Origin of the sequence: Spirilliplanes yamanashiensis (genome assembly GCF_016863475.1) — a bacterium.
In the GTDB taxonomy this organism is placed as follows: domain Bacteria; phylum Actinomycetota; class Actinomycetes; order Mycobacteriales; family Micromonosporaceae; genus Spirilliplanes; species Spirilliplanes yamanashiensis.
On sequence record NZ_BOOY01000008.1, the window covers coordinates 191,062 to 205,894 of the forward strand.

Sequence of the window (14,833 nt, forward strand, 5' to 3'; positions counted from 1 at the left end):
TGGTGACCACACCGATCCTGGAACGGGAGGCGGCGCCGCGGCTGTCCGTCGTCGTGCCCGTGTTCGACGAGCAGGACGTGCTGCCGCTGTTCGCCGAGCGGCTGCGCCCGGTGCTCGACGGCCTCGGCGTGACGTACGAGGTGCTCACCGTCGACGACGGCAGCCGCGATGCCACCCCGGCCGTGCTGGAGGGCCTGCGGCGGCGGTGGCCGGAGCTGCGCACCGTCCGGCTGCGGCGCAACAGCGGCCACCAGAACGCGCTCACCGCCGGGCTGCACCGCTCCCGCGGGCAGTACGTCGTCAGCATCGACGTCGACCTGCAGGACCCGCCCGAAGTGATCGCCGAGATGCTGCTGCTCGCCGAGTCGGCGGGGCTCGACGTCGTGCACGGCGTGCGCACGGACCGCCGCACCGACACCCCGTTCAAGCGGTGGACGGCGGGCCTCTACTACCGGCTGGTGCGCCGCGTGGTCGGCGCCGCCGTGCCCGCGAACGCGGGCGACTTCCGGCTGCTCAGCCGGGCGGCGGTGGACGCGCTCACCGAGCTGCCCGAGCACCTGCCCGTCTACCGCCTGCTCGTGCCGTGGCTGGGGCTGCCCAGCGGCGAGGTGGCGTACGCCCGGGCGTCCCGCGCCGCCGGCCGGTCGAAGTACCCGCTGTCCAGGATGGTGCGGCTGGCGCTCGACAGCATCACCGGCTTCTCCGCCGCCCCGCTGCGGATGGCGACGTGGCTGGGCTGCGCCGGGGTGGCGCTGTGCGTGGTGCTCGGGGGCGCGGCGCTGGCGGCGTACCTGTGGGGCTCGGTGGTCCCCGGCTGGGCGTCGATGTTCGTGGCGCTGGTGTTCCTCGGCGCGGTGCAGCTGCTGTGCCTGGGGCTGCTCGGCGAGTACGTGGCGCGCATCTTCACCACCGTGCAGAGCCGCCCCGCGTACGTGGTGGCGTTCGACTCGCACGCCGCCCCGCGCCGGCACGCCGCGGCCGGCCGATGAGCACCGCACTGGTCGTCCCCGACCGGGTCGCCGCGCCCGGCGACGCCCCGCCGCCGGCCCGCCGGCCGTGGCGCGCGGCGTGCCGGGCGGCGGCCGCGGTCTGGGCCGCCGCCACCGTCGTCCACCTCGCGGTGACCGCGCTGGCCTGGCTGCCGCGCGGCGGCCGCGCCCCGGACCTGTGGTCGGTGGTGCTGGACTGGAACCGGTGGGACGCCGGGCACTACGTGCGGATCGCCGAGAGCGGCTACCACCTCGGGCCGGGCTTCCCCGCGTTCTTCCCGCTGTTCCCGATGCTGGTGCGGGCCGCCGACGTCGTGCTGCCGGGCGGCGCCCTGGTCGGCGCCCTGGTCGTCGCCAACGCGGCCGCGTTCGGCGCGCTGGCGGTGCTGCACCGGCTGGCCGAGCACGAGTTCGGGCCGGAGGTGGCGCAGCGCGCCGCCTGGTACCTGGCGGTGTTCCCGACCGGGTTCTTCCTGTTCATCGGCTACAACGAGTCGCTGTTCCTCCTGCTGGCCGTCGGCGCCCTGTACGCCGCCCGGCGCGGGCACTGGTGGCTCGCCGGGGCGCTGGGGGCGCTGGCGTCCGCCACCCGCCTGTTCGGCCTGCTGCTCCTGCTGCCCCTGGCGATCGAGTACCTGCGGCACCGCGGGTGGCGGCCGCGCCGCATCCGCGCCGACGTGCTGGGGCTCGCGCTGGTGCCGCTCGGCGTGGTCGCGTACGCCGCCTACTGCTGGGTGGACCTGGGCGACCCGCTCGCCTTCAGCACCGCCCAGGACCAGTGGGGGCGCCGCTACACGATCCCGGGCGAATCCTGGCTGATCGCCGTGCGGCAGGGCGCCGGGCACGGCCCGCTGCACCCCGCCACGCTCGGCGCCGCCCTGGACGCGGGCACGGTGCTGGTCGCGGCGGTGCTGCTGGCGCTGTGCGTGTGGGGCCCGTACCGGTTCCGCCGCGACCAGCTGTACCTGGTGGCGTACTCGGCGCTGACCCTGGTCCTGCTGATGTCGACGGAGGTGGGCGGCCGGGCGATGCAGTCGTCGGCGCGGTACGCGATGGAGGCGGTGGCGGTGTTCCTCGTGCTGGCCCGCCTGGGCGCCCGCCCGGTCGTCGACCGCGTCGTGCTGACGACCGGGGTGGCGCTGCAGGCGGTGCTCCTGACGGCGTTCATGGCGGGCACGTTCCTCGTCGCCTGACCCGCCGCCCGGCCGTCAGGTCCAGGCGCCCACCGGGATCGGCCCGTGCTCCCCGGCCAGGGCGACCAGCAGCTCGGCGAGCGCCTCCTGCGGGTCGAAGTCCGGCTCGGCGAAGACCAGCTCGCGCAGGATGAGCCCGTCGAGCTGGTCGATCACCAGGCGGCAGTGGACGTCCGGGTCGGCCGAGCCCACGTCGGCCAGCCAGCCGGCCAGCAGGGAGCGCACCAGCTCCTCGTTGCCGGCGATCAGCGGCCGGAACGCCGGCTCCACCGCCACCTCCGTGAACACCGCGAACCGGGCGAGCGTCAGCGCCCGCGCCGGGCCGACCATGTGCTGCACGTACGCCGCGAGCCCGGCGGCCAGGGTGGCGGGCGAGTCGGGCCGGAACGCGGCGGCGACGGCCTGCCAGGCGGTGCGCTCCCGCGCGGCCAGGTGCTCGATCACCGCGGCGACCAGCGCCTCCCGGGTGCGGAAGTGGTTGCTGGTGGAGCCCATGGGCATGCCGGCCTGCTCGTCGACGGCGCGGTGGGTGAGATGCCGGAGCCCCCGGCTCCCGAGCACCTCGACGGCGGCGGTCAGCGATTCCTCACGTCGGGACATGACCGACACTACGAAGGTAGTCGGGGGTCACCGGGCCACATCGGCCCGGTTGTCCCCCGTACGGGGACGGGCGGCGGTCCGGGCGAACCGGCGGGCCAGGCGCGCGAAGGCCGCGGTGAGTTCGGCGGGGCCGACGACCTCGATGTCGGCGTCGTACCGGGCGACGGCGGCGGCCAGGCCGGCCCACGACCACGATCCCGTGGTGAGCCGGCAGCGGCCGGCGTCGACGGCCTCGACGACGCCGTCGCAGGTGTAGAGCGCCACGGTGGCCGCGGGCAGGTCGAGGATCACCGTGCCGCGGCAGGGCCACTCCCCGGAGCCGTCGCCGGAGCCCCGGAAGACGCCGGTGACGTACGTGGCGACGTCCCCACCGGGCAGCCGCCGGGGGGTGAAGCGGGGTCCGTTGGGGGTGCGCAGCGACATCCGGTCGGCGCGGAAGGTGCGCCAGTCCGCTTGGTCGAGGTCCCAGGCGACGACGTACCAGCGGCCGTCCCAGGTGACGACGTGGTGCGGTTCGGCGCGGCGCGGCGCCCCGCCGGTGCTCGCCGGGCCGTAGTCGAAGCGCAGGGTCTCGCGGGCGCGCACGGCGGCGCTGACCGCCAGGAGCACGTCGCCGTCGACCGGTCCGGCCGGGTCGGTGGCGGGCCGGTCGACGGCGCTGACGTCGAGGGCGCCGACGCGGTGCCGTAGCCGGGAGGGCAGCACCTGCCGGACGGTGTTGAGCGCCCGCGCGGCGGCCTCCGCGAGGCCGCTGCCCTGGGTGGTCGCGGCGACCTGCAGGGCGACGGTGAGGGCGACGGCCTGGTCGTCGTCGAACAGCAGCGGGGGCAGGTCGGCGCCGGCGCCGAGCCGGTAACCACCGTCGGGGCCCTTGACGGCGGCGATCGGGTAGCCGAGCTCGCGGAGCCGGTCGATGTCGCGGCGCACGGTGCGCAGGCTGACGTCCATGCGGTCGGCCAGCACGGTGCCCGACCAGTTGCGGCGGGTCTGCAGCAGCGACAGCAAGGCCAGCAGCCGCGAGGAGGTTGTCGGCATGGGGCCGATCATGCCCGAAGAAGGTGCCACAACCTGGCACCCACTGCTGCGAACCTGGTCCTCCAGCCGGTCACCAGGCGATCCGGCCGGGAACGACGACCCGAGGAGCCAGCATGGCCATCTCCACCACCACCCACCTGAACTTCCGCGGCGACGCCCGCGCGGCGCTGGAGTTCTACCAGTCCGTGTTCGGTGGCCGCCTCACCGTCGTGGAGTACGGCGACTTCGGCATGCCGCGGGACCTGCCGGACGCCGACAAGGTGGTGTTCGGGCAGGTCACCGCCGACAACGGCTTCGGCATCATGGCCTACGACGTGCCCGGCCACGCCCCCGCCGCGAGCGCGCCGGCCGCCACCACCCGCGCCGACGGCATGACCCTGACCGGCGAGCGGTTCTTCGTCTCCGTCCGCGGCGAGACCGCCGAGGAGGTCGGCGCGCTGTGGGACAAGCTCGCCGACGGCGCCGACGTCATCGAGAAGTACGGCCCGTCGGCCTGGGCCCCGGGCTTCGGGATGCTCACCGACCGCTTCGGCGTCACGTGGATCCTCGACGTCGCCGCCCCGTACGCCGGCTGACCGGACACAGCGAACGGCCCGGCTCCCCCGAGGCGGGGGAACCGGGCCGTCGGCGCGCGAAGCGGCTACGCCTCGTCGGTCGCCGCGGAGGCGCCGAGGTCGGCGGGCACCGCGTCCGGGATCTCGACCGGACGGTCGGATCCGTTGAACACCAGCTTGGACTTCTCGATGTTGTTCGGGTCGCCCTCGCAGTCCACGACGACGATCTGGCCGGGGCGCAGCTCGTTGAAGAGGATCTGCTCGGAAAGGGTGTCCTCCAGGTCCCGCTGGATCGTCCGGCGCAGCGGCCGGGCGCCCAGGACCGGGTCGAAGCCCTTCTTCGCCAGGTACTTCTTGGCGTTGTCCGTCAGCTCGAGGCCCATGTCCTTGTTCTTGAGCTGGCCCTCGATGCGGGCGGTGAAGATGTCCACGATGTGGAGGATCTCCTCCTGCCGCAGCTGGTGGAAGACGATCGTGTCGTCGATGCGGTTGAGGAACTCAGGCCGGAAGTGCTGCTTGAGCTCGTCGTTGACCTTCTGCTTCATCCGGTCGTAGTTGGACTCGGTGTCCTCCGACGCCTGGAAGCCGAGCGACACGGCCTTGGCCACGTCGCGGGTGCCCAGGTTGGTGGTCAGGATGATCACCGTGTTCTTGAAGTCCACGATGCGGCCCTGACCGTCGGTGAGCCGGCCGTCCTCCAGGATCTGCAGGAGGGTGTTGAAGACGTCCGGGTGGGCCTTCTCGATCTCGTCGAACAGGACCACGCTGAACGGCTTGCGGCGGACCTTCTCGGTCAGCTGGCCACCCTCGTCGTAACCGACGTAGCCGGGGGGCGCGCCGACGAGGCGGGACACCGTGTAGCGGTCGTGGAACTCGGACATGTCGAGCTGGATCAGCGCGTCCTCGGAGCCGAACAGGAACTCGGCCAGCGCCTTGGACAGCTCGGTCTTACCGACACCCGAAGGGCCGGCGAAGATGAACGAGCCGGACGGGCGCTTCGGGTCCTTGAGGCCGGCCCGGGTGCGCCGGATCGCCTTCGAGACCGCCTTGACCGCGTCCTCCTGGCCGACGACCCGCTTGTGCAGCTCGTCCTCCATGCGCAGCAGCCGGGAGGTCTCCTCCTCGGTCAGCTTGTAGACCGGGATGCCGGTCCAGTTGCCGAGGACCTCGGCGATCTGCTCGTCGTCGACCTCGCTGACGACGTCGAGGTCGCCCGCCTTCCACTCCTTCTCCCGCTGCGCCTTCTGGCCCAGCAGCTGCTTCTCCTTGTCGCGCAGCTGCGCGGCCCGCTCGAAGTCCTGCGCGTCGATCGCGGACTCCTTGTCGCGGCGCACTTGGGCGATGCGCTCGTCGAAGTCGCGCAGGTCCGGCGGCGCGGTCATGCGGCGGATGCGCATCCGGGCGCCGGCCTCGTCGATCAGGTCGATCGCCTTGTCCGGCAGGAAGCGGTCGGAGATGTAGCGGTCGGCCAGCGTCGCCGCCGCGACCAGGGCCGCGTCGGTGATGCTGATCCGGTGGTGCGCCTCGTAGCGGTCGCGCAGGCCCTTGAGGATCTCGATGGTGTGGGCCAGCGACGGCTCACCCACCTGGATCGGCTGGAAGCGGCGCTCGAGGGCCGCGTCCTTCTCGAGGTGCTTGCGGTACTCGTCGAGCGTGGTGGCGCCGATGGTCTGGAGCTCACCGCGGGCGAGCATCGGCTTCAGGATCGAGGCCGCGTCGATCGCGCCCTCGGCGGCGCCGGCGCCGACCAGGGTGTGGATCTCGTCGATGAAGAGGATGATGTCGCCGCGCGTGCGGATCTCCTTGAGCACCTTCTTCAGGCGCTCCTCGAAGTCACCGCGGTAGCGGGAACCGGCGACCAGGGCGCCGAGGTCGAGCGTGTAGAGCTGCTTGTCCTTGAGCGTCTCGGGCACCTCGCCCTTGACGATGGACTGGCTCAGCCCCTCGACGACGGCGGTCTTGCCGACGCCGGGCTCGCCGATCAGCACCGGGTTGTTCTTGGTGCGGCGGGACAGCACCTGCATGACCCGCTCGATCTCCTTCTCGCGCCCGATGACCGGGTCGAGCTTGCCCTCGCGGGCGGCCTGGGTGAGGTTGCGGCCGAACTGGTCGAGCACCAGGCTCGTCGACGGCGCGGCCTCGCCCGTGGCGGTGCCGGCCGCGGCCGGCTCCTTGCCCTGGTAGCCGGAGAGGAGCTGGATGACCTGCTGGCGCACCCGGTTGAGGTCGGCGCCGAGCTTGACGAGGACCTGGGCGGCGACGCCCTCGCCCTCGCGGATCAGGCCGAGCAGGATGTGCTCCGTGCCGATGTAGTTGTGGCCGAGCTGCAGCGCCTCGCGCAGCGAGAGCTCCAGCACCTTCTTGGCCCGCGGCGTGAACGGGATGTGCCCGCTGGGAGCCTGCTGGCCCTGGCCGATGATCTCCTCGACCTGCTGGCGGACGCCCTCGAGGGAGATGCCGAGGCTCTCCAGAGCCTTCGCGGCAACGCCTTCGCCCTCGTGGATCAGGCCCAGCAGGATGTGTTCCGTGCCGATGTAGTTGTGGTTGAGCATCCGGGCCTCTTCTTGGGCCAGGACGACAACCCGTCGCGCTCGGTCGGTGAACCGCTCGAACATGCCCTCGTGCTCCTCACGTGCCGTGCGCCAATGGAGACTGGCGGGGCCAGCGCGCGGGCACCCGGTAGGTGACCGCTTGTCTCACTCTATCGCCGGAGGCCGACCGATCTGCGGCCGTCGTCACTGCTCGGGTCTGCTACCGGCGATGTTTTCCACAACTCTGCACGCTCAGCGGCTGTTCCTCGCGCCCCGGCGCTACGCGCACAGCGAAATCCGGGAGGCCGGAAAGTTGTCCACAGCCTGTGGACAACGTCGTCCACACCTGTGGACAACCCTGCCACAGGGGCCCGCGGGGTGTCCCGGAGACGCCGAAGGCCCGCGGCGGCGCCACGGGCCTTCACGAGCGGGAGCTCCGGTCAGCGACCGGGGCCCTTCGCGTGGAACTCGTCGACGATCTCCTGCGGGATGCGGCCCCGGTCGGAGATGTCCTTGCCGTTCTTCTTGGCCCACTCGCGGATGGCCTTGTTCTGCTCGCGGTCGGCGGTCGCGCCGCCCCGCCCGCGCGCCGCCCGGCCGCCCACGACGACGCCGCCCCGGCCGACCTTGGAGCCGGCGGCCACGTACGGCGCGAAGGCGTCCCGCAATTTGTCGGCGTTCTTCTCCGACAGGTCGATCTCGTACTGAATGCCGTCCAGCGCGAACTTGACGGTCTCGTCGGCGTCGCCTCCGTCGAGGTCGTCGACGAGCTTGTGAATGATCTGCTTGGCCACGCCCGCATGTCCTTCCAACGAACAGAGTTCCCCTGCAATCAGGAGAACAATAACGCTACTGCCGAGCCGTTCGTCAATGGACCTGCCGAAAACTACTCGGCGCGCACCAACGGGAAGAGGATCGTTTCCCGAATCCCCAGACCGGTCAACGCCATCAGCAGCCGGTCGATTCCCATTCCCATGCCGCCGGCCGGGGGCATTCCGTACTCCATGGCCCGCAGGAAGTCCTCGTCGAGGCGCATGGCCTCGGCGTCGCCGCCGGCGGCCAGCACGGCCTGGGCGGCGAACCGCTCGCGCTGCACGACCGGGTCGACCAGCTCGGAGTACGCCGTGCCCAGCTCGAAGCCCTGCACGTACAGGTCCCACTTCTCGGCCAGGCCGGGGGTGTCACGGTGGGCCCGGGTCAGCGGCGACGTCTCCTCCGGGTAGTCGCGGACGAACGTGGGCGCCTGCAGCGACGGCACGACCAGTTCCTCGAACAGTTCCTCGGCGAGCTTGCCCGGGCCCCACTTCGGGTCGGCGCTCACGTCGTGCTTCTCGGCGTGCCGGCGCAGCACCGCGATGTCGGTGTCGACGGTCACCTCCTCGCCGAGCGCCTCGGACAGCACGCCGTAGAGGGTGACCGACCGCCACTCGCCGCCGAGGTCGACCTCGGTGCCGTCGGCGTGCGTAACGACGTGTGAGCCGGTCAGCGCGTACGCGGCCTCCTGCACCCATTCACGGGTGTTGACGGCCATCACGTCGTAGTCGGCGTACGCCTGGTAGGCCTCCAACATCGCGAACTCCGGCGAGTGCGAGGAGTCGACGCCCTCATTACGGAAGTTGCGGTTGATCTCGAAGACCCGCTCGATGCCGCCGACCACGGCGCGCTTGAGAAACAGCTCGGGCGCGATCCGCAGATAGAGATCGGTGTCGAGTGCATTGCTGTGCGTCACAAATGGCCGGGCGGCGGCGCCGCCGTGCACCAGTTGCAACATTGGCGTTTCCACCTCGAGATAATTCCGCCGGTGCAGCGACTCGCGCAGGCTGCGCACGACCGTCGCGCGGGTGCGCACCATGTCGCGGGCCTGCGGGCGCACGATCAGGTCGACGTAGCGCTGGCGGACCCGGGACTCCTCGCTCAGCGGCTTGTGCGCCACCGGCAGCGGGCGCAGCGCCTTGGCGGTGATCTGCCACGAGGCGGCCAGCACGGACAGCTCGCCGCGCCGGCTGGTGATGACCTCGCCGGTGACGCCGACCAGGTCGCCCAGGTCGACGGTGGCCTTCCAGGCCGCCAGCGAGTCGGCGCCGACCCGGTCGAGGCTGAGCATGGCCTGCAGCTCGGTGCCGTCGCCGTCGCGCAGCGTCGCGAAGCACAGCTTGCCGGTGTTCCGGATGAAGATCACCCGGCCCGTCACGCCGACCGTGTCGCCGGTGGCGTGGTCGATCGGCAGGTCGGTGTAGCGCTCGCGGACCTCGGCGAGCGTGGCGGTGCGGGGGTAGCCCACCGGGTACGGCTCCACCCCCTCGGCGAGCAGGCGGTCCCGCTTGGACCGGCGCACCCGCATCTGCTCGGGGAGGTCCTCGGCGGGGTCGGCGGGTACGGGATTCTGCTCGCTCACGGCACGGCTCTCTGTCAGGCGGAAGGGCTCGGGATCGGGGAAAAGCCTAGACGCCGCCGGAGGGCGAAGACGCCCCAGCCCAGGTGCGGGCGCTCGTGCGTCACGTACGCCAGCGGGGCGGCGTCGAGCTCGGCGCGCAGCTCGGCGTACAGCTCGTGGCCGGGGTTGGCGTCGAGCCACTCGCGCACGTTGAGCCACTGCGCGGCCCGGTAGCGGTCCCAGCTGTCGGCGTCGGCCAGCACCATCTCGACCAGGTCCCAGCCGAGCGCGGCGAGGTGGCCGACCAGGCCGGGCAGGGTGCGGAAGTCCTCGGCGGACGTGGCGTGGCAGGCCGCGACGGTGGCCGGGTCGGTGGGCACCCGGTGCCAGTACGGCTCGCCGAGCAGCACCGTGCCGCCCGGCTTTAGGCTGCGTTCCAGCAGGTCGAGGGTGCCGTCGACGCCGCCGCCGATCCAGCTCGCGCCGACGCAGCAGACGAGGTCGACCGGCTCGTCGGCCACGTACCCGGCGGCCTGGCCGTGCACGAAGCGGACCCGGCCGGCGACGCCCAGCTCGGCGGCCCGGGCCTGCGCGGCGCGGGTGAAGTGGGTGCTCAGGTCCACGCCGAGGCCGCCGACGCCGTGGTCACGGGCCCAGGTGCAGAGCATCTCCCCGCTGCCGCAGGCCAGGTCGAGCACCGTCTGCCCGGGGCGCAGCCGCAGCGCCCGGCCGAGCGTGGCCAGCTTGACGTCGTCCAGCGGGTTGTGGATGCGGTGCGACGACTCGCGGACGACGAACGGCAGGGGCAGGTCCATCCGGGCAGCCTGCGGCCCCGGCGGCCGGACCGCGACCGATTTCCTCAGACGTTGCGCTCGTACACCATCCGCAGCCCGATCAGGGTGATCATCGGCTCGTGGTGGGTGATGGTGCGGCACTCGCCCTGCACCAGCGGCGCCAGGCCGCCCGTGGCGATGACCGCGCGCACCGTGCCCAGCTCCTCGGTCATCCGCTCGACGATCCGGTCGACCTGCCCGGCGAAGCCGAAGTACATGCCCGACTGGAGGCACTCGACGGTGTTCTTGCCGATCACCGAGCGCGGCTTGGCCGGCTCCACCTTGCGCAGCTGGGCGGCGCGGGCGGCGAGCGCGTCGAAGGAGATCTCGATGCCGGGCGCGAACGCCCCGCCGAGGAACTCGCCCTTGGCGCTGATCACGTCGAAGTTCGTGGTGGTGCCGAAGTCGACCACGATCGACGGTCCGCCGTAGAGGGTGTGCGCCGCCAGGGTGTTGACGACCCGGTCGGCGCCGACCTCCTTGGGGTTGTCGATGGCGAGCTGCACGCCCGTCTTCACCCCGGGCTCCACGACGATGTTCGGGATGTCGCCGTAGTAGCGGCCCAGCATCGTGCGCAGCGAGCGCAGCGCGGCCGGCACCGTGGAGCAGGCCGCCACCCCGGTGATCTCGACGGCGTCCCCGGCGAGCAGGCCCCGGAACTTCAGCCCGAGTTCGTCGGCCGTGGACCGCGAGTCGGTCTTGATCCGCCAGGAGTGCACCAGCTTGTCGCCGTCGAAGGTCGCCAGCACGGTGTTCGTGTTCCCGATGTCGATGCAGAGCAGCACGATCGAGAGCCTAGCCGCGCGGGCGGAGGTCGAGCGCGATGTCCAGGATCGGCGACGAGTGGGTGAGGCCGCCCACGGACAGGTAGTCGACGCCGGTGGCGGCGTACGCGGCGGCCGTGGCCAGCGTCAGGTTGCCGGTGGCCTCCAGCTCGGCGCGGTCACCCACCTCGGCGACGACCCGGCCCAGCAGCTCCGGGCTCATGTTGTCGCACAGCAGGAACGTGGCGCCCGCCTCGACGGCCTCGACCGCCTCGGCGACCGTGGTCACCTCGACCTGGATGGACAGGTCGGGGAAGGTGTCCCGGACCCGCCGGTACGCGGCCGTCACGCTGCCCGCGGCGAGCTTGTGGTTGTCCTTGATCATCGCGACGTCGTACAGGCCCATGCGCTTGTTGGTGCCGCCGCCCGCGCGGACCGCGTACTTCTCCAGGGCCCGCAGGCCCGGGGTGGTCTTGCGGGTGTCCAGCACCTGCGCCTTCGTGCCGGCCAGGGCCTCGGCCCAGCGGCGGGTGTGGGTGGCCACGCCGGACATCCGGCAGAGCAGGTTGAGGGCGGTGCGCTCGGCGGTCAGCAGCGCCCGGGTGGGGCCCTGGATGACGGCGAGGACGTCGCCGCGGCGCACGGCGGCGCCGTCGACCAGGTGCGGGGTGAACGACCCGCCACCGGCGCTGGTGGCGGCGAACACCGCCGCCGCCACGGCCAGCCCGGCCACCACGCCGTCGGCGCGGGCCACCAGCTCGGCGGTGTCCTCCTGGTCCGGCGGGATCGTCGCCTCGCTGGTCACGTCCAGCGGCGGCACGCCCAGATCCTCGGCGAGCGCGGTCGCGATGATCCGGGCGACCTCCTCGGGGTCGGGCCGGCCGAACGGCCCCGGCTCGGCGGTGACGTCGAACTGCGCGGCCAGCCAGAAGGCGGGGTTGACGCTCATGGGATACCTCCGTGGACGTCCCCGGCTCGAGCCAAGGGGAGGGGAATGGAGGCAACGGCCCGACGGCACGTCGCCTCGATGCTCACTGCTGAGGCCACTAAATTGTGAGGAGTGACCAGGATCGTGAAGCGGGCGTTCAAGTACCGCTTCCATCCAACCGATGCGCAGGCCGCTGAGCTGTCGCGCACCTTCGGCTGTGTCCGGAAGGTCTACAACCTTGCGTTGCAGGCGCGCACCGAGGCATGGACGCTGCGCCAGGAACGGGTCAACTACAACGCCACCAGTGCGCTGCTCACCCGCTGGAAGAAGACCGAAGACCTGACCTTCCTCAACGACGTCTCGTCTGTTCCGCTGCAGCAGGCCCTGCGCCATCTGCAGGTGGCGTTCACGAACTTCTTCGCGAAGCGGGCGAAGTACCCGGCGTTCAAGAGCAAGAAGAGGTCGCGCCGATCGGCCGAGTACAGCAGCAGCGCGTTCCGCTGGCGTGACGGTCGGCTCACTCTCGCGAAGATGGCCGAGCCGCTGGACATGGCCGAGCCGCTGGACATCGTGTGGTCGCGACCGCTGCCCGACGGTGCGACACCGTCCACGGTCACCGTTTCCCAGGACGCGGCGGGCCGCTGGTTCGTGTCCCTGCTCTGCGACGACGTGATCGAACAGACCCAGGCGACGGGTGCGGTCGGGATCGACGCCGGGCTGGAGCACCTGCTCACCCTGTCCACCGGCGAGAAGATCACGAACCCCCGGCATGAGCGGGCCGACCGTGAGCGGCTCGCCAAGGCGCAGCGGAACCTGGCGAAGAAGGCCAAGGACTCCAAGAACCGCGAGAAGGCGCGCCTCAAGGTCGCCCGCGTCCACGCCCGCATCACCGACCGCAGGCACGACCACCTGCACAAGCTGACCACTCGGCTCGTTCGTGAGAACCAAACGATCGTGATCGAGGACCTGACCGTGCGCACCATGGTCACCAACCACAGCCTTGCCCGCGCCATCAGCGACGCGGCCTGGCGGCAGTTCCGCACCCTGCTCGAGTACAAAGCCGGCTGGCACGGCCGCAACCTTGTTGTCGTGGACCGCTGGTTTCCGTCGTCCAAGCTGTGCTCCGCCTGTGGTGCACGCACCGAACGGATGCCGCTGAACGTACGGTCGTGGACGTGCCGGTGCGGCACCACCCATGACCGGGACGTCAACGCGGCCCGCAACATCCTGGCCGAGGGGCTCTCGGTCACTGCCTGTGGAGGCGGTGTAAGACCTCAACGGGCGAACGTCCGGACGGGGCTGTCGCCCGCGAAGCAGGAAACCCAGCGGGCGACCGCTGGAATCCCCCGCCGTTAGGCGTCGGGAAGATGTCAAGCCATCTCCTCGAAGGTGTCGGTCAGGCGCCCGTCCGGACCGAGCGCGGTGAGCAGGTGGCCACGCCAGTCGTCGTCGGCGGCCGGGAAGTCGTCGCGCCAGTGGCAGCCGCGGGTCTCGCGCCGCTCGGTGGCCGACAGCACCAGTGTGGCGGCGACGGTGAGCAGGTTGGTGGCCTCCCACGCGTCGACGCGCGGGGCGCCGCGGGTGCCGGCCAGCTCGGTGAGCGCCTCGGCGGTGCCGGCCAGCGAGGACGCCGAGCGCAGCACGCCCGCGCCGGCGGTCATCGCGGCCTGCAGGCCGGGCCGCACGGCGGGGTCCACGACCCACGCGGGGCCGGGCGCCGGGGCCGGGGTGGCCTGCTCGGGCAGGCCGGCGGCGATGTCGTCGGCGATCCGGCGGGCGAACACCAGGCCCTCCAGCAGGGAGTTGCTGGCCAGCCGGTTCGCGCCGTGCACGCCGGTGCAGGCGACCTCGCCGCACGCGTACAGGCCGGGGATAGAGGTGCGGCCCGCCAGGTCGGTGCGGACGCCGCCGGAGGCGTAGTGCGCGGCCGGGGCGACCGGGATCAGGTCGGTGACCGGGTCGATGCCGGCGGCCCGGCAGGACGCCAGGATCGTCGGGAAGCGGCCCTCCAGGAACTCCTTGCCGAGGTGCCGGGCGTCCAGGTGGACGTGGTCGGCGCCGGTGGCGCGCAGCACCCGGTGGATGCCCTTGGCGACGACGTCGCGGGGGGCCAGCTCGGCGAGCTCGTGCTTGCCGACCATGAACCGCTTGCCGTCGCCGTCGACCAGGTGGGCGCCCTCGCCGCGCAGCGCCTCGGAGATGAGCGGCCGCTGCACGGACGTCACCGACGACGTGACGAACGACGTCGGGTGGAACTGCACGAACTCGACGTCGGTGACGGTGGCGCCGGCGCGCAGCGCGAGCGCGACGCCGTCGCCCGTGGACACCGCCGGGTTGGTGGTGGACGAGTAGATCTGACCCATGCCGCCGGTGGCCAGCACGACGGCGCGGGCGAGGATCGCGCCGACGCCGTCCTCGGAGCCCTCGCCGAGCACGTGCAGCGTGATGCCGCAGGCCCGGCCGTCGCGGGCGCGCAGCAGGTCCAGCACCAGGGCGTGCTCGACGCGGCGGATCCACGGGTCGCGGCGCACCGCCTCGTGCAGCGCGCGCTGCACCTCCGCGCCGGTGGCGTCGCCGCCGGCGTGCACGATGCGGTTGGCGTGGTGGCCGCCCTCGCGGGTGAGCATCAGCGAGCCGTCGGGGTTGCGGTCGAACGCGGCGCCGAGCCGGATCAGCTCGCGCACCCGGGCGGGCCCCTCCTCGACGAGCACCCGCACGGCGGCCGGGTCGCACAGCCCGACCCCGGCGATCTCGGTGTCGGCGGCGTGCGCGGCGGGGGTGTCCAGCGGGTCGAGCACGGCGGCGATGCCGCCCTGCGCCCACCGGGTGGAGCCGTCGTCGATGTTGACCTTGGTGACGACCGTGACGTGCAGGCCGGCCTCGCGCAGGTGCAGCGCGGCCGTCAGGCCGGCGACGCCGGACCCGACGACGAGCACGTCGGTGGTCTCGGTCCAGCCGGGTTCGGGGGCCGCCAGGCGGCGCGGCAGCGCAGGGTTCGCCATGGGCACCAGTCAACCGCGCCCCGGGTACGC

General features: G+C 72.4%; 13 protein-coding genes. 4 read left to right on the forward strand and 9 right to left on the reverse strand.

Annotated elements, in window-relative coordinates; genetic code table 11:
• Positions 1-2 precede the first annotated feature (2 nt).
• Both Sya03_RS07835 and Sya03_RS07840 read left to right on the forward strand, forming a co-directional pair.
• Positions 3-989 (forward strand): glycosyltransferase family 2 protein, encoded by a 987-nt coding sequence (locus Sya03_RS07835; RefSeq protein ID WP_239107192.1) that lies wholly within the window; start codon positions 3-5, stop codon positions 987-989.
• Positions 986-2,182, forward strand: coding sequence for a mannosyltransferase family protein (locus Sya03_RS07840; protein ID WP_203937517.1), 1,197 nt, complete (start codon positions 986-988; stop codon positions 2,180-2,182). The genes Sya03_RS07835 and Sya03_RS07840 overlap by 4 nt, the downstream gene beginning before the upstream one ends.
• Positions 2,183-2,197: 15 nt before the next feature.
• On the opposite strand, the gene Sya03_RS07845 is transcribed toward Sya03_RS07840, so the two are convergent.
• Together Sya03_RS07845 and Sya03_RS07850 are read right to left on the reverse strand one after the other, a co-directional pair.
• Complete coding sequence (locus tag Sya03_RS07845; protein WP_203937518.1) at positions 2,198-2,782, reverse strand: TetR/AcrR family transcriptional regulator; 585 nt, start codon at positions 2,780-2,782, stop codon at positions 2,198-2,200.
• Positions 2,783-2,809: 27 nt separating this feature from the next.
• On the reverse strand, positions 2,810-3,817 hold the full coding sequence (locus tag Sya03_RS07850; protein WP_203937519.1) for a helix-turn-helix transcriptional regulator: 1,008 nt from the start codon (positions 3,815-3,817) through the stop codon (positions 2,810-2,812).
• A 113-nt stretch (positions 3,818-3,930) separates the two neighbouring features.
• Between Sya03_RS07850 and Sya03_RS07855 the strand changes: the two genes are divergently transcribed.
• Positions 3,931-4,392: a VOC family protein gene (locus Sya03_RS07855; RefSeq protein WP_203937520.1), complete on the forward strand. Its 462-nt coding sequence runs from the start codon at positions 3,931-3,933 to the stop codon at positions 4,390-4,392.
• A 65-nt stretch (positions 4,393-4,457) separates the two neighbouring features.
• Here the strand turns inward: Sya03_RS07855 and Sya03_RS07860 are convergent, their stop codons facing one another.
• The 6 genes from Sya03_RS07860 to nadC form a co-directional block, all read right to left on the reverse strand.
• On the reverse strand, positions 4,458-6,986 hold the full coding sequence (locus Sya03_RS07860; RefSeq protein WP_203937521.1) for an ATP-dependent Clp protease ATP-binding subunit: 2,529 nt from the start codon (positions 6,984-6,986) through the stop codon (positions 4,458-4,460).
• 356 nt (positions 6,987-7,342) lie between these two features.
• Positions 7,343-7,696 carry a histone-like nucleoid-structuring protein Lsr2 gene (locus Sya03_RS07865; RefSeq protein WP_203937522.1) on the reverse strand — a complete coding sequence of 118 codons (354 nt, stop codon included), beginning with the start codon at positions 7,694-7,696 and terminating at the stop codon, positions 7,343-7,345.
• Between the two features lie 92 nt (positions 7,697-7,788).
• Complete coding sequence (gene lysS / locus Sya03_RS07870) at positions 7,789-9,297, reverse strand: lysine--tRNA ligase (RefSeq protein WP_203937523.1); 1,509 nt, start codon at positions 9,295-9,297, stop codon at positions 7,789-7,791.
• 14 nt (positions 9,298-9,311) lie between these two features.
• A complete protein-coding gene (locus Sya03_RS07875) occupies positions 9,312-10,091 on the reverse strand; it encodes an SAM-dependent methyltransferase (RefSeq protein ID WP_203937524.1) in 780 nt (259 codons plus the stop codon).
• Between the two features lie 44 nt (positions 10,092-10,135).
• Positions 10,136-10,894 (reverse strand): type III pantothenate kinase, encoded by a 759-nt coding sequence (locus Sya03_RS07880; protein ID WP_203937525.1) that lies wholly within the window; start codon positions 10,892-10,894, stop codon positions 10,136-10,138.
• Between the two features lie 10 nt (positions 10,895-10,904).
• Complete coding sequence (nadC, locus tag Sya03_RS07885) at positions 10,905-11,822, reverse strand: carboxylating nicotinate-nucleotide diphosphorylase (protein ID WP_203937526.1); 918 nt, start codon at positions 11,820-11,822, stop codon at positions 10,905-10,907.
• Positions 11,823-11,933: 111 nt separating this feature from the next.
• Between nadC and Sya03_RS07890 the strand changes: the two genes are divergently transcribed.
• The gene (locus tag Sya03_RS07890; protein ID WP_203937527.1) at positions 11,934-13,157 is read left to right on the forward strand and encodes an RNA-guided endonuclease InsQ/TnpB family protein; all 1,224 of its coding nucleotides are present in this window, start codon (positions 11,934-11,936) and stop codon (positions 13,155-13,157) included.
• Positions 13,158-13,171: 14 nt separating this feature from the next.
• Here the strand turns inward: Sya03_RS07890 and Sya03_RS07895 are convergent, their stop codons facing one another.
• Positions 13,172-14,803 (reverse strand): L-aspartate oxidase, encoded by a 1,632-nt coding sequence (locus tag Sya03_RS07895; RefSeq protein ID WP_203937528.1) that lies wholly within the window; start codon positions 14,801-14,803, stop codon positions 13,172-13,174.
• Positions 14,804-14,833 lie beyond the last annotated feature (30 nt).